A 17,964-nucleotide genomic window follows, 5' to 3' on the forward strand; every position below is an offset into this window, starting at 1 on the left:
CGGAGGGCAACAGTTTATGTAAGGTCAGCTCTTTGTGACACAACGGGAGTTTTATTACTTTCGAGTACCGATGATATCATTCTGTGAAGGAGGGAAGAAAGATGCCTAGAAGAGGTAACATTGCTAAGCGCGATGTCTTAGCTGATCCTATTTACAATTCCAAGATGGTCACCCGTCTGGTCAACAGCGTCATGCTGGACGGCAAGAAGGGCGTCGCTCAGAAGATCGTTTACGAGGCTTTCTCCATGATTCAGGAGAAGACTGGCAACGATCCTCTCGAGACTTTCGAGAAGGCGATGGAGAACATCATGCCCAGCCTCGAGTGCAAGACCCGCCGTGTTGGCGGCGCTAACTACCAGGTCCCCCTGGAGGTCAGCCCCGCTCGCCGCGAGACTCTGGGCCTGCGCTGGCTGACTGCTTACAGCCGCAGCCGTGGTGAGAAGACCATGGCCCAGCGCCTGGCTGCTGAGATCATGGATGCTGCCAACAACACCGGCAACGCCGTGAAGAAGCGCGAGGATACCCACAAGATGGCCGAGGCCAACAAGGCTTTCGCTCATTTCCGTTATTGATCTGTTCTGTAGGAGGTTAATTTCATGGCTACTCCCAGAGAAGTTTCTCTTCAGATGACGAGAAATATCGGCATTATGGCCCACATCGATGCTGGTAAGACCACCACTACCGAGCGTATTCTGTACTACACCGGCATCAACCACAAGATCGGCGAGGTTCACGACGGCGGCGCTACCATGGACTGGATGGTTCAGGAGCAGGAGCGTGGTATCACCATCACCTCCGCAGCTACCACTTGCTACTGGAGCCACTCTGAGACTCAGAAGGACCCTGTTGCATTCAAGAAGAATCGTCACCGCATCAATATCATCGACACCCCGGGCCACGTTGACTTCACTGTTGAGGTCCAGCGTTCTCTGCGCGTCCTGGACGGTTCTGTGACCGTTCTGGCTGCTAAGGGCGGTGTCGAGCCTCAGTCTGAGACCGTCTGGCGTCAGGCTGATGAGTACAAAGTCCCCCGTATGGTGTACGTCAACAAGATGGACACCATGGGTGCTGACTTCTTCCGCTGCATCAAGATGCTGCACGATCGTCTGCACGCCAACGGCGTGGCCATTCAGCTGCCCATCGGTCAGGAGGATACCTTCCGTGGTATCGTTGACCTGGTCGATATGAACGCTGAGGTCTACTACGACGATATGGGCAACGATATGCGCACCGAGCCTATCCCCGAGGATATGCGTGAGCAGGCTGAGGAGTATCGCAACATCCTCGTTGAGGCTGTTGCCGAGAACGACGAAGAGCTCATGGAGAAGTACCTCGAGGGTGAGGAGATCACCCGTGAGGAACTGAAGGCTGCTATCCGCAAAGAGACTATTGCGAACACTCTGGTCCCCGTTGTCTGTGGTTCTTCCTACAAGAACCGCGGCGTGCAGAAGCTGCTGGACGCTATCGTTGACTATATGCCCGCACCTACCGATGTCGAGGACATCAAGGGTGTGAATCCTGAGACCGAAGAGCAGGAGACCCGTCCGTCTTCCGACGACGCTCCCTTCGCAGCTCTGGCCTTCAAGATCGCTACCGACCCCTTCGTTGGTAAGCTGGCATACTTCCGTGTCTACTCCGGTAAGGTCGAGGCAGGTACTACTGTCTACAACTCCGTGAAGGACAGCAAGGAGCGTATGGGCCGCATCCTGCAGATGCACTCCAACCACCGCAAGGATATCGACTGCTGCTACGCAGGTGATATTGCTGCTGTCGTTGGTCTGAAGAACACCACCACTGGTGATACTCTGTGTGATGAGAATCATCCCATCATTCTGGAGTCCATGAAGTTCCCCGAGCCCGTTATCCGCGTCGCCATCGAGCCTAAGACCAAGGCCGGCAACGAGAAGATGGGCATCGCGCTGGCAAAGCTGGCCGAAGAGGATCCTACCTTCAAGACCTACACCGACGAAGAGACTGGTCAGACCATCATCGCCGGCATGGGCGAGCTCCATCTGGAGATTATCGTCGACCGTCTGCTCCGTGAGTTCAAGGTCGAGGCTAATGTCGGCGCACCTCAGGTCGCTTACCGTGAGACCATCCGCAAGGAGGCCAACCAGGAGACCAAGTACGCTCGTCAGTCTGGTGGTAAGGGCCAGTACGGTCACGTCAAGATCAAGATCGAGCCCAACGAGCCCGGTAAGGGTTATGAGTTCGTCAACGCCATCGTTGGCGGCGCTATCCCGAAGGAATACATCCCGGCTATCGACAACGGTATCCAGGGTGCTATGAAGTCCGGCGTTCTGGCAGGCTATCCTGTTGTTGACGTCAAGGTCACCCTGTGGGATGGTTCTTATCATGAGGTCGACTCCTCTGAGATGGCCTTCTCCATTGCAGGTTCTATGGCCTTCAAGGATGCTATGCGCAAGGCTGATCCTATCATCACCGAGCCCATCATGAAGGTCGCTGTCATCGTTCCCGATGAGTATCTGGGCGATGTCATCGGCGATCTGAATGCTCGCCGTGGTCAGATCCAGGGCATGGAGGCAATGGCTGGCACCCAGCGTGTCAACGCATTCGTTCCTCTGGCTCAGATGTTCGGCTACGCCACCGACCTGCGTTCCAAGACCCAGGGCCGTGGCCAGTATGTCATGGAGCCGTCTCACTACGAGCCGGTGCCTAAGAACATCGCTGATCAGATCATCGCAGGCCGCACTAAGGGCTGATCGTTGAAAAACGGATAAAGATTTTGCCGGGGTAGTGTAGCTCCGGCAAAATTTCCTGTAAAACACTTGATTTTACAGGTGGAATCTAGTAGAATAGTTTTGCAATGCAATTCTGTATTAGCAGGACTGTTGTAACCAATATCAAAACCTAATTTAAGGGAGGATATTCCAATGGCTGAAAAGGCAAAGTTCGACCGTTCTAAGCCGCATGTTAACATCGGCACCATCGGTCACGTTGACCACGGCAAGACCACTCTGACCGCTGCTATCACCAAGTACTTGGCTCTGAAGGGTGACGCAGACTTCATGGACTACGCCAACATCGATAAGGCTCCTGAGGAGCGTGCTCGTGGTATCACGATCAACTCCGCTCACGTTGAGTATCAGACCGACGCTCGTCACTATGCTCACGTTGACTGCCCGGGCCATGCTGACTACGTCAAGAACATGATCACTGGTGCTGCTCAGATGGACGGCGCTATCCTGGTCGTTGCTGCTACCGACGGTCCCATGCCCCAGACCCGTGAGCACATCCTGCTGGCTCGTCAGGTCGGCGTGCCCTATATCGTTGTCTTCATGAACAAGTGCGATATGGTCGATGACGAAGAGCTGCTGGATCTGGTCGAGATGGAGATCCGTGAGCTGCTGTCCGAGTACGACTTCCCGGGCGACGACACCCCGATCATTCGTGGTTCCGCTCTGAAGGCTCTGGAGTCTGACTCTAAGGATCCCGATGCTCCCGAGTATGCTTGCATCAAGGAGCTGATGGACGCTGTCGATACCTATATCCCCAACCCCGATCGTGAGGAGGACAAGCCCTTCCTGATGCCCATCGAGGATGTCATGACCATCTCTGGCCGTGGTACTGTTGCTACCGGTCGTGTTGAGCGTGGTATGGCCAAGGTTGGCGATGCAATGGAGATCGTCGGCATCAAGCCCGATCGTCTGAGCACCACCATCACCGGTCTGGAAATGTTCCGTAAGTCTCTGGACTTCGCTGAGGCTGGCGATAACATCGGCGCTCTGCTGCGTGGTGTTGACCGTACCCAGATCGAGCGTGGCCAGGTTCTGGCTAAGCCCGGTTCTGTCCATCCCCACAAGGTCTTCGAGTCCCAGGTCTACGTTCTGACCAAGGACGAAGGCGGCCGTCACACCCCGTTCTTCTCCAACTATCGTCCTCAGTTCTACTTCCGTACCACCGACGTGACCGGCATCATCACCCTGCCGGAAGGCACCGAGATGTGCATGCCTGGCGATAACGTCATGATGCACGTTGAGCTGCTGACCCCCGTCGCTATGGAAGAGGGCCTGCGTTTCGCTATCCGTGAGGGTGGCCGTACCGTTGGTTCCGGCGTCGTCGGCAAGATCATTGAGTGATTTTGTCCTTGAACGTCAGTTCTAAGGCGAACTAAGCACTTATAAAGACCTTCCCATTCCGGAGAGTGGGAAGGTCTTTTTTGTTTGCATCCTCTGCCTTTCCAGACAGAGGATTTTTTGCGGCGCATAGCACAACTTTATGGTTTACAAAGATTGGTTGTCGTGGTATACTGGCGCTGAAAGAACAAGCAGCATTGGAACTTGGTTTGGACCGACGTGAGCTGTCGGACACACTGACGAAGGAGCTGCTGGACAGGCAGAGGAGGTCAGCGACGATGGCGTTTGATTATAAGAAGGAATATAAGGCACTCTACCAACCACCTCGTGAGCCGCAGTTTGTCACCGTGCCAGCCATGACCTTTGCCGCAGTGCGAGGGCAGGGCGACCCCAACGACCCTACAGGCGAGTACAAAGCAGCCATCGAGCTGCTGTATGGCCTGCTCTACACCATCAAGATGAGCAAGAAGGGCAGTCACCGGGTGGACGGTTACTTTGACTTCGTAGTGCCTCCGCTGGAAGGGCTGTGGGAACAGACGGGAACCGGGAAGGAAAGCTTCCACTGGACATCCATGCTCCGCCTACCGGAGTTCGTGACCCGGGAAGAGTTCGACTGGGCGGTCCGGGAAGCGACAGCCAAAAAGAAAAAGGATTTCTCCAAGGTCGAGTTCTTCACCTACGATGAGGGCCTCTGTGTCCAGTGTATGCACCTCGGCTCTTACGACGACGAGCCGGAGACGCTGGCCCGGATGAATGCCTTTGCGGCAGAGCAGGGCTATGCGGTGGACTTCTCTGAGACGCGCTTTCACCACGAGCTCTATCTCTCCGACCCCAACCGCACCGCGCCGGAAAAGCGGAAGACCATCCTGCGACACCCGCTCAAATCAAGCTTGTAATCCAGCCCCAGGCCGCTATAATAGAAGAAAGAAAAAAGCCGCTGTCTGGCGGCGGAAAACGAGGAATGGATATGAAGCTTCCCGAGAAGAAACAGCGCTGGGTCTATCATGCAGAGGCTCTGCCGCAGACGGCAGGCGAGGGCGTCACCCGCCGGGTGCTGGCCTACACCGACGGCCTGATGTGTGTGGAGAACACCTTCGAAAAGGGGGCCGTGGGCGCACTGCATCACCACCCCCACACCCAGATCACCTATGTGGTGTCGGGTGCGTTCGATTTCACGGTGGACGGTGTGACCCGCACGGTGCGAACCGGCGATACCATCTTGAAAGAGGACGGCGTGGAGCACGGCTGCGTCTGCACCGAGGCCGGCATCCTGCTGGACATCTTCACCCCCATGCGGGAGGATTTTGTCTAAAATAAAATGAGCCGCAGCCCATCCCACCGGGGAAAGGCTGCGGCTCGTTTTTATGCACTGAAACTTAGGCGGCAGTGGAAGAAGCGGCCTCGGAGGAAGCGGCCTCAGAAGATGCAGCCTCGCTGGAGACCTCGGAAGCGGCCTCGGAAGATGCAGCCTCGCTTGCAGCCTCGGAGGAAGCGCTGTTCTCCTCGGCCACGGCAGAGGTGGAAGCAGCCTCAGACTGAGCGGCAGCAGAAGCAGCCTCGGAGGTAGAAGCAGCAGTAGAAGAAGAGCTGCCGCAGGCAGTCATGCTGACAGCCAGGACCAGAGCAGCAACGGTAACACAAACATTCTTGAGTTTCATATCGAAAATCTCCTTGCTTTTGAAAAAATAGTTTCGCGGAAGGCTGTACAGGTGAAACCTTTCCGCAAAAAGATATTCTAGTCCGTTTTCGAAAAAAATCAAGCCCTTTTTTGACAAAGATTCTATTTACCGAAGAGATTCTACACTTTTGTTATAACTTATCGCCAAAAGTCAAAGATTTTTGACGTGCAAAAATGAAACACTCCGGGCTTTTCCGGGAGAGAAAAACATGGTATAATGGAACCTATAAAAGAGAACGATGGCAGGTCTGGTTACAAAGCTGCAGAAATGAATCCCGCAAATCATGCGGACGATATTGAGGTGGAACGATATGGACATCAAAAAAGTTGCAGTTCTGGGAGCCGGTGCGGTCGGCTCTTATGTTATCTGGGGGCTTTCGGCCCGCAGGAACATTGAGCTTGGCGTGGTGGCCGATGGCCCGCGCGGCGAGCGCCTGAAGAAGGATGGCTGTGCCATCAACGGCAAAATCTACCGTCCGGCGGTCTGGACGCCGCAGGAGGCGCATGACGCTGACCTTCTCATCGTCTGCCTGAAATACGGCGCACTGCCCGGCGCACTGGACAGCATCAAAGCCGTCACCGGCCCCCATACCACCATTATGAGCCTGATGAACGGCGTGGACAGCGAGGACATCATTGCCTCTGCCGTGGGTGGGGAGCATCTGCTTTACTCCCTCATCAAAGTGGCGTCTCACAAGGAGGCGGACGGCTTCCATTTTGACCCGGCGACCACCGTTGGCATCATCTTCGGCGAGAAGGAGCCGCCCTGCGACAGCCCCCGCGTCAAGGCCGTGGAGGCTCTGTTCGGCGGCACAGAGCTGCACTTCCGGGCCACCGACTGCATCCAGGAAGAGATGTGGAGCAAGTTCCGCCTCAACGTCTGCAACAACCTGCCCCAGGCCATCCTCGGCGCAGGCGTAGGCTGCTACCGTGACAGCGTCCATATGAAGGCTGTCAGCGACGGTCTCCGCCGTGAGCTGGAAGCCATTGCCGCAGCCAAAGGCATTGACATGCAGAAGGTGGATGCCGTGTCCGGCAAGGGCTGCGCCGTCAAGCCCTCGGCCCGCTACTCGACGCTGCAAGACCTCGACGCCGGACGCCATACCGAAATCGATATGTTCTCGGGTGCGCTCATCCGGATGGGCAAAGAGCTGGGCATCCCGACGCCCTACAATGAGTTTGCTTATCACATGATAAAAGCGCTGGAAGAGAAGAACGACGGTAAGTTTGATTATACCGGCCCGAATCAGGAAATGACATGGGCAAGATAACGGAGGAAATGCCGATGAATATTACGGTCTATCTGGGGGCCAACGAGGGCAGCGACCCGGCCCTGAAACAGGCGGTGGAGGAACTGGGCCGCTGGATCGGCGAGAGCGGGAACGCGCTGGTCTACGGTGGCTCCCGCAGCGGCCTGATGGGGCGTCTTGCCCACAGCGTTCTGACGGCGGGCGGCGAAGTGACCGGCGTCGAGCCCCAGTTCTTCATCGACTCCGAGGTGCAGTATGACGGCCTGACCAGGCTCATCGTCACGCAGGACATGACCGAGCGCAAGACCAGGATGATAGAGCTGGGCGACGCCTTTATCGCCTTCCCCGGCGGCACCGGTACGCTGGAAGAGATCGCCGAGGTGATGTCCAAGGTCTCGCTGGGCCATCTGGACGCGCCCTGCATCCTCTATGACCTCGATGGCTACTACGCCGGCCTGAAAGCTCTGCTGGCCCACATGGTCGAGATGGGGCTGTCCAGCCCCGAGCGGCAGAGCGGCATTTATTTTGTAAAGAATCTGGACGAGATAAAGAGCATCCTGAAACGGGCATAAGAAAAGCGCTGGAAGCGGTGTAAAGGCTTCCAGCGCTTTTTATTATCTGCTTACATGGAGATGATGCCCAGCGCGTTTGCCACCGAGCTGATGAGGATGATGGCCGCGAAGATGGGGCAGAGGTACTTTATCATAAAGTTGAAGATGCGCTTGCGGCGGAAGGGCTTGCCTTCCAGCGTGACCTCTTCCTCGATTTTCTCCACACCGATGACCCGGGACACCAGCAGGCAGGTGGTGATGGCTGCAATGGGCATCATAACGGAGTTGGTGAGAAAATCGAAGAAGTCGAGGAACTGCATCCCGAAGACCGTGAACTGGGCCAGAGGGCCGTAGCCCAGAGCCGACAGACTGCCCAGTACCAGCATGATGATGCCGATGAGGACGGTGGCCTGCTTACGCTCCCAGCCCAGCTCGTCCTCGAAGGTGGAGACAGCGCTTTCCGTCAGGGCGATGGAGCTGGTGACAGCGGCAAACAGCACCAGCGTGAAGAAGAGGATGCCCACCACGGTGCCGAGGCCCATGCTCTCAAAGACCTTCGGGATGGTGATGAACATGAGGGCCGGGCCGGCCTGCAGGGTGTCCGGGTCGCCGCCCGAGAAGGAAAAGACTGCCGGAATGATCATCAGGCCCGCCATGATGGCAATGGCCGTGTCGAAGATCTCCACGTTCTCGGTGGACTCCTCGATGGAGACATCCTTCTTCATGTAGGAGCCGAAGGTGACGAGGATGCCCATTGCGATGGAGAGGGAGTAGAACATCTGCCCCATGGCAGTCACGACGGTCATCCAGGAGAAGTTGGAGAGATTCGGCACGAGGAAATACTTCACGCCCTCCAGCGCACCCGGGCGGGTGACGGAGTAGCCCGCGATGATGACGGACAGCACAACGAGGATGGGCATCATCACCTTGGAGACCCGCTCTACGCCGTTGCGCACGCCTGCAAAGATGATGGCGAGGGTGAAGATGGTAAAGATGACAAAGCATATCTCCGCCGAAGCGCCGCTGGAAATGAAGGCCGAGAAGTAGCCGTCTGCGGCCAGCTCACTGCCGTGGCCGCTGATGTAGTCGGCCAGATACCGGATGACCCAGCCGCCGATGACCGAGTAATAAGGCACGATGAGGATGGGGATGATGGCGTTTATCCAGCCGCCGAAGGAGCGCCCGCCCTTGCGGACGGCGGCAAATGCGCCCACCGGGCTTTTCCTGGTCATCCGGCCCAGCGCCGTCTCGGCCACGATCATGGTGTAGCCGAAGGTGAAGGCGAGGATGATGTAGATGAGCAGGAAAATGCCGCCGCCGTACTTTGCTGCGAGATAGGGGAAACGCCAGATATTGCCGAGGCCTACCGAAGCGCCTGCCGCCGAGAGGACAAAGCCGATCTTGCCCGAAAAGGCGCTTCGCTTGTGTTGATTTTGGTTCATTAGATTCTCCTCTTTTCACAAATTTGAATAAATCCAGTGTAACACTGCCACAGGTGGGATTCAACAGATTTTCCGATAAAAACCGCGAAATGCATCGAAAGAATCGAACGGCAGCATTAAAAAATAAGCACAGAGGCCCAGAGACCTCTGCGCATGAAGATACAGATTCAGTCCACTACCGGCACATCCAGCCCGAATTCCAGCGGGCGGAAACGGGGGCAGACGTTCTCCGTGATGCAGATGACCGACGCGGCCAGGCGGCTGCCGATCTCACAGGACTGAGCCAGATTCTTGCCGTAGGTCAGGCCGATGACCGTACCGGCAAAGAAGGCGTCGCCTGCGCCGGTGGTGTCGATGACGTCCACCTTCTTGGCGGGTACGACGCCGCACTCGCCGGTGTGCTTGGCGTACACGGCACCCTGACCGCCCATGGTCACCACCATGCTGGTCATGTTGGCGCTGTGGACGTTCTGGGCCAGTACCTGAGCCATCTGGCTGGGGGCGAGATGCTCGTAGTCGTCCGAGAAGAGCAGACCGGCCTCCTGCTGGTTGCAGACGAAGCAGTCGATCTGCTGCAGATAGTCGCGGCGCTCCATGGCGATGCTCATGTTGGAGACTGCGGCAAAGACCTTTTTGTTGTATTTCCTGGCATAGCGGAGCACCTGCTTGACCGTGTCTTTCTCCAGATCCAGCTCGATGGCGATGGCGTCGCAGTCCTTGAAGATCTCGTCGCCCTTCTCCTTCAGCAGGGTGGTCAGCGGGGTGGTGTCAGGGCGCTTGGAGATGGCGGCGTGGACGTCGCCGTCGTTGTCAAAGATGGCCAGCCATGTCCCCATGCCATCGGGGACCTTCTGGATGTACCTGGTGTTGACCTTGTGGTTGTCCAGTTTATCGATGACGTCCTGGCCCATGCCGGTGTCGTCCACCAGACCCACGAAGGTGGGGCGCAGCTCCACATTGGCGATGTCCTCCGCCACGTTTCGGCTCACACCGCCATGCACCTGTTCAATGCGGCCGGCGTTCCGTCCGCCGGGGATGTAGGTGGAGAGGGGATAGCCCTTGATGTCTACGAAAACTGCGCCGATGACTACGATTCCCATATTTGAAATTCCTTTCCTGAATAAGAACTCTCTTTGACTTCTATCCTATTTACGCTTCTTCTGCCTTTTGCGCCCGAATATCGTCGCCCATAAAGAGGAAGGGGACAAAAGAGGAGAGGCGGCTGGAGATTTTTTCGGTGTAGAGCTTTTCCAGCAGAGCGCCGTCGGTGATGTTGGTGGTGACGATGGTGGGCAGCTTCGCGCCCAGACGGTTGTTCAGCAGGCTGTAAAGGGTGCTGATGAGGAAGCTGGAGTTGAACTCGGAACCCAGGTCGTCGAGGATGAGCAGGTCAGCCCCGGCGGCGGTGCGCAGGAGCATCTCTTCCTCCCCGGCGGGGTCGGAGCCGAAGTGCAGGGCCTCGAGCTTCGAGAAGAAGTCGGGGCTGGACACATAGATGACGTCGAAGCCTTTTTCCAGCACCTTTCCGGCAATGGCCAGAGCGGCATGGGTCTTGCCCAGACCGGCGTTGCCGAGGAGCATCAGGCTCTCGCTGGTGGTATCGAATTCGTCGGCGTAGCCGCGCAGGTCGTCCAGAAGGGTGGACATATAACTCCGTATCGGCTCGCCGAGGGAGGCGTCCATCCGGGCGGGGTAGTAGCGCAGCTCCATGGTATCGAAGCTGGAAATGGAGAGGCTGGACAGAGCCTCAATCTCCGACCGGCGGAGCTGCTGCATCACCTTGTGGACGCAGCTGCAGGTGCGTCCGTCCACAATGCCGGTGTCTTCGCAGAGCCTGCAGGTGAAGTGCGGCTCCAGTGCGTCGGCGGGACGGCCGCTGGAGGCCAGCAGGTTGGCCAGCTTTTTGCGGGCATTGGTGAGAGCCGCAGCGGCATCGGTGCGGTCCTTGCCCGCCGCACCGGCCAGTGCGCAGCGGATGCCCCGTACCCGCACCTCTTCTTCGGCGTGGCGCAGCCCGGGGACAGCAGCCTCGGCCTCAGCGCGGGCGTCCTCCGCCTTGGCCCGTGCGGTCTGACGGCGGCGGGCGACGGTGCGCAGGGCTTCCTGATACAGTTCGTTTTTGGTACGCATAGTGTCTCCTTATGCCGGGGGTCACTCGGACTTTTTCTTGAGGGTGCGGCGGCGGGCAGCGTTCTTGAGGAAGTCGTTGCCGCTGGGAGTCTCGCGGTCTACCCGGATGTTCCGGCTGGCGCCGGCAGCGGCCACCGGAGTGCGCACATCGTGGATATTGCGCAGACCCTTGGCGTTCCAGGTCTTGAGGATGCTGTTCCAGTACCACAGGTCACGCTTCGGCCCGGCCTGCACAGCGGCCTCCTGCACCATGGCGTCATCGTAGCCGTAGACCTCATACCACCGGGCGATGGCTTTCCGCCCGCCGAGGGTGAGCTCGCTGTCCGGGATGCCCAGCAGGGAAGCAACATACTGTTCCCGGGTCTGGCGGAGGGCCAGCAGCTTGAGGTGGGCGTCAGCCTGTTCGCCGGTCTCCACGCCCTCGGCCCGCCAGACTTTCAGCTCGTGGAGGACGGCGGCCATCGTCCGCTTGCCCCGGCTGGCCACATAGGCCACGCAGAGCATGACGGTCTCGGGGGCAAAGCCCTCCTGTACGTAGAGGTTGACCAGCTTTTCCATCTCGCTGTGGGTCAGCGGGCGGGCAAAGCCGGTCTGAGCGCAGTCGATGAGGCTCGAGATCATGGGGTCGGTGCGGCTTGCGGCGGCGATCTCCGCCCAGGTCATGGGGGCAGGAGCAGAGGGCTCTGCTCCCGGCGCGGCGTTCTCGTCGTAGCGCTCGAGAAGCCCCGCACCGGCCCAGAAGGAGAGGGCGCTTTCGGCAGAGATGCGGCTGCGCAGTTTAAGGTCGGCACAAATTTTTTCGGGGTCGGTGACGCCGGTAGCCAGCACATACAGCGCTACCCGGACGTTGTATTCCTCGGCGATGCCCAGCTTGGAAAAGATGAGCTGCGGCACCGGGATGGTGTCGCCCTTGAGCTCTTTGAGACGGTATATCATTTGCTTTCCCCGCTTTCTGCGTCCTCGTCCTTCGGCGGCGGTGACCAGGGCTCACAGTCCAGGATGGAGGGCCGCTGCTTCCAGAGCGCCAGGTCAGCGCTGTAGGCAGAGGACAGATACTCTGCCGCTGCGGCCCGGCCCTCGTCCGTCAGCGGAAAGACCATCTGCCGGCGCAGGGAGGGGTCGGTGCGGTCCAGCGCCCAGGGGTCGGGCCAGATGTCCACCGTGAGGATGGCTTCCTCTTTCTGTGCGCCCTCGCCGCCGTCCGGGTCAGGCACGCTGCGCTTGCCGGGCGAGAGCAGATAGCGCATCCCGTCTTCGTTGCCGCTGTATTGATTCTTGCACTTGAAATAGTGCAGAAGGGGTACAAAAATCATGACGTCCCTCTCAGTTTTAGACTTGCTGAAATGATAAAAGCGCCAATTCTTGACGAATCAGCGCTCTTTTTGTGGAGCAGGATACGGGACTCGAACCCGCCGCCTACTGCTTGGGAAGCAGTCGCTCTACCGGATGAGCTAACCCTGCGTTTACTCATTTATTGTAGCAAAGGACACGGGTTTTGTCAACCGCTTTTTGTCTCGATTTTGGTCGGTAGCAATTCAACTTTTTAATGCAACAGCAACAGCGTTGAATTGCATATCGCAAATATGCCGTTTCGATAGGCACTATTTTTGAAAATTGCGATAAACAAAAAGACCACCGTTCTGCCCGCAGGAAATAAGGGCAGGACGGTGGTCTTTTGAACGGACTGTGAATTACAGCTCAGCCAGAGCGCGCTTGAGGTTCTGTGCGATCTGGTCAGGGCAGCTGGTGGGGCGGGGGCCGCAGGTGGTGCCTTCCATGCGGGCGATGGCGTCCTCAGCCTTCATGCCCTTGAGCAGGCGGCTGATGCCCTTCAGGTTGCCGTTGCAGCCGCCGATGACCTCGATGGACTCGATGGTGTGGTCATCGTTCAGCACGATGTGGGTCTCCTTGGAGCAGGTACCCTTGTTGGGGTAGCTGAAAGACTTGCTCATATTCAAACTTCCTCTCTTTATATCCGACTGACAGGCGAGCGGACTCGCATAGCATTTTTATTATATACTTGTCAGACGAGGAAGTCAATGTGACCCGGTCACAGAGCGCCGCCCCGGCGCTTGCGGGCCAGTGCCTCGATGCGCGCGATCTGGTCGTCCTCGGTGACGCAGGCACCCACCGGGTGGGGTTTGCCGTGGTTCGCGCCGTGGAAGTCGCTGCCGCCGGTGACGATGAGGTCATGCTTCTTGCAGAGCTCAGCGCACTCGGCCATATCCTCGGGGCTGTTGCGGGGATGATGCACCTCGATGCCGTCGATGGCCCCTTCAGCCACCAGCTCCCGCAGCAGAGGCATACTCTTGTACACCGTCGGGTGGGCGAACACCACCACGGCCCCAGCGGCCTTTGCCGTGGCCAGCACCTCCCGCACCGGAGGGTAAGTGGGGGAGTGGAGGCACTTGCCCCGCGGCTCCCAGCCGAACAACTCGTGATAAAGCCCGGTGTAGATGCCGTCGCACAGACCCAGCTGCTGCAGCGCCTGCATGATGCCGCTCTTAAAGAGGACGCCGCTGTCCTGCGCATATTCCAGTGCCTGCTCGGTGCGGAACTGGGGGTATAGCGCCTCGATCTCCCGGCAGCTCTGCAGAGCGCACTCGTTGCGGCGCTGGCGCATGATGTCGCAGTGCCGGCGCAGGGCAGGGCAGTCGAGGTCGGGCCAGAAGGTCAGCAGATGGACGCGGTGGCTGCGCTCGAAGTCGTAGCCGGTGAGCTCGGCGGCGGGGATGAGCCGCACGCCGTCCTGCACCGGGTGGTCGTAGGCGTACTGGGCGCTGAGGGTGGTGTCGTGGTCAGAAAGAGCCAGAGCGCTCAGCCCCAGCCGCGCTGCCATCAGGGGCAGGCGGTGGATGGGAACAGAGCCGTCAGAACAGGTGGAATGAGTATGAAGGTCGCCAGCCATAAGTTACTTTCCCTCGATTTTTACAGATTTCTGTGCCTAGTGTACCACAAAAATCATCGGGGAACAAGGGAGCCTTACACGGCTTTGCCGCCCACCGTGAGCGTGGAAGAACGGATGTGGTGGGTGAGAACGACTTCGGTATCCTCGCCGCCCATGGCCAGCAGCTTATCCACCGAGAGGGTGGTGGAGCAGAGGATGGTCTGGAAGGTGATGGTGTCGATGCCCTCAGCCCGCAGCTGACGCAGGGTGGCCAGCGAGGCCCGGAGGGAGGCCGTGAACCGCCCGACGCGGATAGAGAGGACGTTGTTGCCCCGGATGCTCGTGTAGGAGATGCGCTGGCCGTCCTTGTCGGTGACGACGAGGCCCGGGAAGACCGACTCCTGCACAGAGGCGTCCGCAGAGCTGCCGCCGGAAGAGGAGGGAACCGCAGGGACAGGGTCGGTGGGGAGGGTGATGTCGTTGCCCTCAGGGTCGTAGCGGGTGATGGAGCTGCCCTCAGCAAGGCCGGAGAACTCCTGCTCGATGCCGTTAGCGCCGATGGCCACGTTGTCTTTTCCGGCGGTGGCCGTAATGGTCACTTTGCCCTCGAGGGTGATGTCGGCATCTGCATTGCTTTCGCAGCCAGCACCGATGCCGGCGCCGCCAATAACGATTTTTTCCCCTTCATCTGTACCGCCGCCGACCGCATTGATGGTGGGACTGCCGTTCTCATTGCTCTTGATGGTGATTTGATTGCCATTGTTATCGCTGTTGTTTTCAGCGCCAGCACCGCCGCCTATGGCCGCGCCGCCTGCGCCTCCGGTAGCGTTGACCTTGGTGTTGCCCTCGATGGTCACATTGCTGAGACCATAAATACCACCGCCGATGCCTGCGCCATAAGCGCCGCCCTGCACATTGTCGATTTTGGCATTATCCTTGATGACCACGTTGCCGTTGCCGATTTTATCGGGGGAACTAAATGCGCCGCCGCCGATGCCTGCCGCACCGTAGCCGCCGGTCGCATTCTCGATTTTTGCATTGCCGGAGATGGTCACATTGCCATCGCTGCCATTGCCGCCGCCAATGCCTGCACCGTACTTCGTGCTAGATGCATTTTTAATAACAGCGTCGCCGGTTATCGTAACGGTCGCACCGTTATAATAACCACCGCCGATGCCCGCAGCGCCATCACTGCCTGCGGCAGTGATGGTGCCGCCGCTGATGGTCACATTGCCGCTGCCGTTGCAGCCGCCGCCGATGCCAGCGCCTAAATAACCGCCGGTTGCATTGATCTCGCCGCCGGTGATCTCTACCGTGCCGGTGCCGTAGGAACCACTGCCAATGCCTGCGCCCCAATCGTCACTGGTGGCCGTGATATTGCCGCCAGTGATTTTCACCTGAGCGTCATTGCTGCCAGCGCTGCCGATGCCAGCGCCTTTGAATCCACCGGCAGCCTCCAGACTGCCGTTATTATCTTTGTCCTGAATGGTCAGTTCGCCGCTGGTGTCAGTCTTGTTGTGCTCCAACCCGGCATGGCCAGCGCCGCTCTTCAGCTCGTTGTCGCCATCCAGCTCAATGGTGGTGTCACCTTTGCCGGTAACACTCACAGCGGCTTCGCTCCCGCTGCTGGCGTCGATGTTCACATCCTTGAGTGTGACCTCAACCTTATCGTCCTTATCTTTGGCGTCGATGGTCACGGTGTGGGAAGAAGCGCCTTCCTCACGATTTGTGATGATGGTGTCCGGGTCATTTTTGGTGGTATTCTCGTTCTGGGTGACATTGTTGCCGCTCTCGCCCGCCGAAATCGTAATGTCACCATCTTCGATGTACCATGTCCCTGCAAAGGCCGGGGCGGTAAGGGTGGTGAGCATTGCGGCGGTCAGGACAAGCGCCGCTGCCCGCTGAGAGGCCGGACGGGGTGAATTGTTACCCCCCCCCGTATTAAGAGGCCGACCCAGAACACGCATGGCAAGCTTACGATAAGAGAGCATACAAAAACCTCCTTTGGATGTTGAAAAAATATGGACTTTCGATTGATACAATTATAGCACTTCTGGGGAAGTGAGCAAGCAAACCTGCGTGAAATGCTGCTTTTCGTGCGTGAATGACAAAAAAACTATGAAAAACGCCGGGTTTTGCTTTTCTGCACATGGCATGGTATACTGGAAAAGAAAAATCCGCCAACCCGGCGGGAAAAAGGAGAAACGGAAACATGAAAACGAAATTTGGCATCGTGGGCTGTGGTTTCCTCGGCAATATCGTGGCCGATGCGTGGAAGAAGGGCCTGCTGGAAGACTACGAGCTGGTGGGTGTCACCAGCCGCACCTTCGCTTCGGCAGAGAAGACGGCGGCAAGCGTGGGTTGTGCGGCCTGCGCGGACGTGGACGCTCTGCTGGCGCTGGAGCCGGAGTACATCGTGGAAGCCGCTTCGGTGGAAGCGGTGCGCGCAATGGCCGTTCCGGTGCTGCGCAGGGGCGTGAACCTCGTGGTGCTGTCCATCGGTGCATTCGCCGACCTCGCGTTTTATGAAGAGGTCAAGCAGGCGGCCCTGGAGGGCGGCGCAAAGGTGCATCTTGCCAGCGGCGCCATCGGCGGCTTCGATGTGCTGCAGACCGTCACCCTCATGGCTGAGGCCCTGAAGCTGGACGAGAAGGCCGGCATCGAGACCCACACCGGTGCGAAGGGCTTCCGCAACACCCCTGTCTGGGCCGATCATCTGCTGACCGACACCGAGAAGACTACCGTCTTCACCGGCAGCGCCAAGGAAGCCATCGCAACCTTCCCGCGCCGGGTCAACGTCGCTGTGGCCACCTCGCTGGCCACCACCGGCCCCGACATCACCGGCGTGACCATGCACTCCGTACCCGGTTGGGTGGGCGACGACCACTGCATCACTGCCGAGATCGAGGGCGTGAAGGCCGTGGTAGACATCTGCTCGTCCACCAGCGCCATCGCCGGTTGGAGCGCCGTGGCGCTTCTGCGCAACCTCGCCTCGCCGGTCTGCTTCTATTAAAAAGGAGGGAGTCTCATGTTCAAGAAACTGGTAGCCATCGAGCCGGTCAGCCTCATCCCCACAGCAGAGGAAGCGCTGCATCAGTACGCCGAACAGGTCGAGCTTTACCGCGATATTCCTGCCGACGACGAAGAGATCGTTCGCCGCATCGGAGACGCTGACGCGGCGCTGTTGAGCTATACCTCCCGCATGGGCAAAAACGTCATCGAGCGCTGCCCGAACCTGCGCTACATCGGGATGTGCTGCAGCCTCTACTCGGAGGAAAGCGCCAATGTGGACATCGCCTTTGCCCGGGAAAAGGGCATCAAGGTGCTGGGCATCCGGGACTACGGCGACCGCGGCGTGGTGGAGTACGTCCTCCACGAGCTGACCGGCCTGCTCCACGGCTTCGGGATGCCGATGCTCCGCGACGAGCCCGTGGAAATTTACGGCCTCAAGGTGGGTATCGTGGGTCTGGGCGTTTCGGGCCGGATGATCGCCGATGCACTGACCTTCCTCGGCGCGGACATCTCCTACTACAGCCGCAGCCATAAGCCTGACGCCGAGGCCGCAGGCATGAAGTATAAGCCGTTGGACGCTCTGCTCCGGGAGAGCGAAGTGGTCTTTACCTGTTTGAACAAGAATGTTCTACTCCTGGGCGAGCCGGAGTTTGAGGCGCTGGGGGAGGGAAAAGTCCTTTTCAATACCTCCATCGGCCCCGGCTTTGACTCCGCCGCGCTGGAAAAGTGGCTGGATAAGCCCGGCACCCACTTCTTCTGTGATACCTACGCCGCCGCAGGCCCCGTCAGTGAGGGCTTTTTCCAGCGGCCCAATGTCCACAGCCCGGGTGTCTCGGCAGGCCGCACCAGGCAGGCTTTCGTTCTACTGAGCAAGAAGGTGCTGGCAAACATCGAGACGGCGCTGGGAGAATAAGCTA

Annotated in this window: 18 protein-coding genes and 1 tRNA gene; 9 read left to right on the top strand and 10 right to left on the bottom strand. The window is 58.6% G+C overall.

The window, feature by feature from the left end; genetic code table 11:
• The first annotated feature begins 101 nt into the window (after positions 1 to 101).
• The 5 genes from rpsG (at position 102) to AAAU26_RS06535 (ending at position 5,409) form a co-directional block, all read left to right on the top strand.
• Entirely contained in the window at positions 102 to 572 is a 471-nt protein-coding gene (gene rpsG / locus AAAU26_RS06515; RefSeq protein WP_005930552.1) for a 30S ribosomal protein S7, read from the top strand.
• A 24-nt stretch (positions 573 to 596) separates the two neighbouring features.
• Positions 597 to 2,723 (top strand): elongation factor G, encoded by a 2,127-nt coding sequence (gene fusA / locus AAAU26_RS06520; RefSeq protein WP_158397031.1) that lies wholly within the window; start codon positions 597 to 599, stop codon positions 2,721 to 2,723.
• A gap of 171 nt (positions 2,724 to 2,894) precedes the next feature.
• The gene (tuf, locus tag AAAU26_RS06525) at positions 2,895 to 4,100 is read left to right on the top strand and encodes an elongation factor Tu (protein ID WP_149794321.1); all 1,206 of its coding nucleotides are present in this window, start codon (positions 2,895 to 2,897) and stop codon (positions 4,098 to 4,100) included.
• A 275-nt stretch (positions 4,101 to 4,375) separates the two neighbouring features.
• A complete protein-coding gene (locus AAAU26_RS06530) occupies positions 4,376 to 4,993 on the top strand; it encodes a GyrI-like domain-containing protein (RefSeq protein WP_207677185.1) in 618 nt (205 codons plus the stop codon).
• 71 nt (positions 4,994 to 5,064) lie between these two features.
• The gene (locus tag AAAU26_RS06535; RefSeq protein ID WP_227619087.1) at positions 5,065 to 5,409 is read left to right on the top strand and encodes a cupin domain-containing protein; all 345 of its coding nucleotides are present in this window, start codon (positions 5,065 to 5,067) and stop codon (positions 5,407 to 5,409) included.
• Between the two features lie 64 nt (positions 5,410 to 5,473).
• Here the strand turns inward: AAAU26_RS06535 and AAAU26_RS06540 are convergent, their stop codons facing one another.
• Positions 5,474 to 5,755, bottom strand: a complete 282-nt coding sequence (locus AAAU26_RS06540) for a hypothetical protein (protein ID WP_227619088.1) — start codon at positions 5,753 to 5,755, stop codon at positions 5,474 to 5,476.
• A gap of 331 nt (positions 5,756 to 6,086) precedes the next feature.
• Here AAAU26_RS06540 and AAAU26_RS06545 point away from each other — a divergent pair, with 331 nt between their 5' ends.
• On the top strand, positions 6,087 to 7,046 hold the full coding sequence (locus AAAU26_RS06545; protein WP_227619089.1) for a ketopantoate reductase family protein: 960 nt from the start codon (positions 6,087 to 6,089) through the stop codon (positions 7,044 to 7,046).
• Positions 7,047 to 7,060: 14 nt separating this feature from the next.
• Positions 7,061 to 7,597, top strand: a complete 537-nt coding sequence (locus tag AAAU26_RS06550) for an LOG family protein (RefSeq protein ID WP_149794325.1) — start codon at positions 7,061 to 7,063, stop codon at positions 7,595 to 7,597.
• Between the two features lie 50 nt (positions 7,598 to 7,647).
• On the opposite strand, the gene AAAU26_RS06555 is transcribed toward AAAU26_RS06550, so the two are convergent.
• The 9 genes from AAAU26_RS06555 to AAAU26_RS06595 form a co-directional block, all read right to left on the bottom strand.
• On the bottom strand, positions 7,648 to 9,018 hold the full coding sequence (locus AAAU26_RS06555; protein ID WP_227619090.1) for a sodium-dependent transporter: 1,371 nt from the start codon (positions 9,016 to 9,018) through the stop codon (positions 7,648 to 7,650).
• Between the two features lie 167 nt (positions 9,019 to 9,185).
• Positions 9,186 to 10,118, bottom strand: a complete 933-nt coding sequence (locus tag AAAU26_RS06560) for a carbohydrate kinase family protein (protein ID WP_227619091.1) — start codon at positions 10,116 to 10,118, stop codon at positions 9,186 to 9,188.
• A gap of 49 nt (positions 10,119 to 10,167) precedes the next feature.
• Positions 10,168 to 11,148 carry an ATP-binding protein gene (locus AAAU26_RS06565; protein WP_227619092.1) on the bottom strand — a complete coding sequence of 327 codons (981 nt, stop codon included), beginning with the start codon at positions 11,146 to 11,148 and terminating at the stop codon, positions 10,168 to 10,170.
• Positions 11,149 to 11,169: 21 nt separating this feature from the next.
• Positions 11,170 to 12,084, bottom strand: coding sequence for a DnaD domain-containing protein (locus AAAU26_RS06570; protein ID WP_149794330.1), 915 nt, complete (start codon positions 12,082 to 12,084; stop codon positions 11,170 to 11,172).
• The gene (locus AAAU26_RS06575; RefSeq protein ID WP_227619093.1) at positions 12,081 to 12,461 is read right to left on the bottom strand and encodes a hypothetical protein; all 381 of its coding nucleotides are present in this window, start codon (positions 12,459 to 12,461) and stop codon (positions 12,081 to 12,083) included. Before AAAU26_RS06575 ends, AAAU26_RS06570 begins: the two co-directional genes overlap by 4 nt.
• Before the next feature lie 72 nt (positions 12,462 to 12,533).
• Positions 12,534 to 12,609: transfer RNA gene (locus AAAU26_RS06580), tRNA-Gly, on the bottom strand.
• 230 nt (positions 12,610 to 12,839) lie between these two features.
• Positions 12,840 to 13,100 (bottom strand): TIGR03905 family TSCPD domain-containing protein, encoded by a 261-nt coding sequence (locus AAAU26_RS06585; protein ID WP_149794332.1) that lies wholly within the window; start codon positions 13,098 to 13,100, stop codon positions 12,840 to 12,842.
• A gap of 98 nt (positions 13,101 to 13,198) precedes the next feature.
• Positions 13,199 to 14,056, bottom strand: coding sequence for a PHP domain-containing protein (locus tag AAAU26_RS06590; RefSeq protein WP_227619094.1), 858 nt, complete (start codon positions 14,054 to 14,056; stop codon positions 13,199 to 13,201).
• A 74-nt stretch (positions 14,057 to 14,130) separates the two neighbouring features.
• Positions 14,131 to 16,026, bottom strand: coding sequence for a hypothetical protein (locus AAAU26_RS06595; RefSeq protein ID WP_227619095.1), 1,896 nt, complete (start codon positions 16,024 to 16,026; stop codon positions 14,131 to 14,133).
• 221 nt (positions 16,027 to 16,247) lie between these two features.
• On the opposite strand from AAAU26_RS06595, the gene AAAU26_RS06600 reads away from it, so the two are divergent.
• Positions 16,248 to 17,048, top strand: a complete 801-nt coding sequence (locus tag AAAU26_RS06600; protein WP_227619096.1) for an aspartate dehydrogenase domain-containing protein — start codon at positions 16,248 to 16,250, stop codon at positions 17,046 to 17,048.
• 15 nt (positions 17,049 to 17,063) lie between these two features.
• The gene (locus tag AAAU26_RS06605; protein ID WP_227619097.1) at positions 17,064 to 17,960 is read left to right on the top strand and encodes an NAD(P)-dependent oxidoreductase; all 897 of its coding nucleotides are present in this window, start codon (positions 17,064 to 17,066) and stop codon (positions 17,958 to 17,960) included.
• Positions 17,961 to 17,964: the final 4 nt, after the last annotated feature.

Source organism: Faecalibacterium longum, assembly GCF_040094125.1.
Lineage (GTDB): Bacteria > Bacillota > Clostridia > Oscillospirales > Ruminococcaceae > Faecalibacterium > Faecalibacterium longum.

What these genes read in the sequence shown, in the direction of transcription:
- AAAU26_RS06565 (WP_227619092.1), bottom strand. Translation starts at nt 11,148, where the DNA reads ATGCGTACCAAAAACGAACTGTATCAGGAAGCCCTGCGCACCGTCGCC.
- AAAU26_RS06590 (WP_227619094.1), bottom strand. Translation starts at nt 14,056, where the DNA reads ATGGCTGGCGACCTTCATACTCATTCCACCTGTTCTGACGGCTCTGTT.
- tuf (WP_149794321.1), top strand. Translation starts at nt 2,895, where the DNA reads ATGGCTGAAAAGGCAAAGTTCGACCGTTCTAAGCCGCATGTTAACATC.
- fusA (WP_158397031.1), top strand. Translation starts at nt 597, where the DNA reads ATGGCTACTCCCAGAGAAGTTTCTCTTCAGATGACGAGAAATATCGGC.
- AAAU26_RS06575 (WP_227619093.1), bottom strand. Translation starts at nt 12,461, where the DNA reads ATGATTTTTGTACCCCTTCTGCACTATTTCAAGTGCAAGAATCAATAC.
- AAAU26_RS06595 (WP_227619095.1), bottom strand. Translation starts at nt 16,026, where the DNA reads ATGCTCTCTTATCGTAAGCTTGCCATGCGTGTTCTGGGTCGGCCTCTT.
- AAAU26_RS06570 (WP_149794330.1), bottom strand. Translation starts at nt 12,084, where the DNA reads ATGATATACCGTCTCAAAGAGCTCAAGGGCGACACCATCCCGGTGCCG.
- AAAU26_RS06560 (WP_227619091.1), bottom strand. Translation starts at nt 10,118, where the DNA reads ATGGGAATCGTAGTCATCGGCGCAGTTTTCGTAGACATCAAGGGCTAT.
- AAAU26_RS06550 (WP_149794325.1), top strand. Translation starts at nt 7,061, where the DNA reads ATGAATATTACGGTCTATCTGGGGGCCAACGAGGGCAGCGACCCGGCC.
- AAAU26_RS06585 (WP_149794332.1), bottom strand. Translation starts at nt 13,100, where the DNA reads ATGAGCAAGTCTTTCAGCTACCCCAACAAGGGTACCTGCTCCAAGGAG.
- AAAU26_RS06540 (WP_227619088.1), bottom strand. Translation starts at nt 5,755, where the DNA reads ATGAAACTCAAGAATGTTTGTGTTACCGTTGCTGCTCTGGTCCTGGCT.
- AAAU26_RS06535 (WP_227619087.1), top strand. Translation starts at nt 5,065, where the DNA reads ATGAAGCTTCCCGAGAAGAAACAGCGCTGGGTCTATCATGCAGAGGCT.
- AAAU26_RS06545 (WP_227619089.1), top strand. Translation starts at nt 6,087, where the DNA reads ATGGACATCAAAAAAGTTGCAGTTCTGGGAGCCGGTGCGGTCGGCTCT.
- rpsG (WP_005930552.1), top strand. Translation starts at nt 102, where the DNA reads ATGCCTAGAAGAGGTAACATTGCTAAGCGCGATGTCTTAGCTGATCCT.
- AAAU26_RS06605 (WP_227619097.1), top strand. Translation starts at nt 17,064, where the DNA reads ATGTTCAAGAAACTGGTAGCCATCGAGCCGGTCAGCCTCATCCCCACA.
- AAAU26_RS06555 (WP_227619090.1), bottom strand. Translation starts at nt 9,018, where the DNA reads ATGAACCAAAATCAACACAAGCGAAGCGCCTTTTCGGGCAAGATCGGC.
- AAAU26_RS06600 (WP_227619096.1), top strand. Translation starts at nt 16,248, where the DNA reads ATGAAAACGAAATTTGGCATCGTGGGCTGTGGTTTCCTCGGCAATATC.
- AAAU26_RS06530 (WP_207677185.1), top strand. Translation starts at nt 4,376, where the DNA reads ATGGCGTTTGATTATAAGAAGGAATATAAGGCACTCTACCAACCACCT.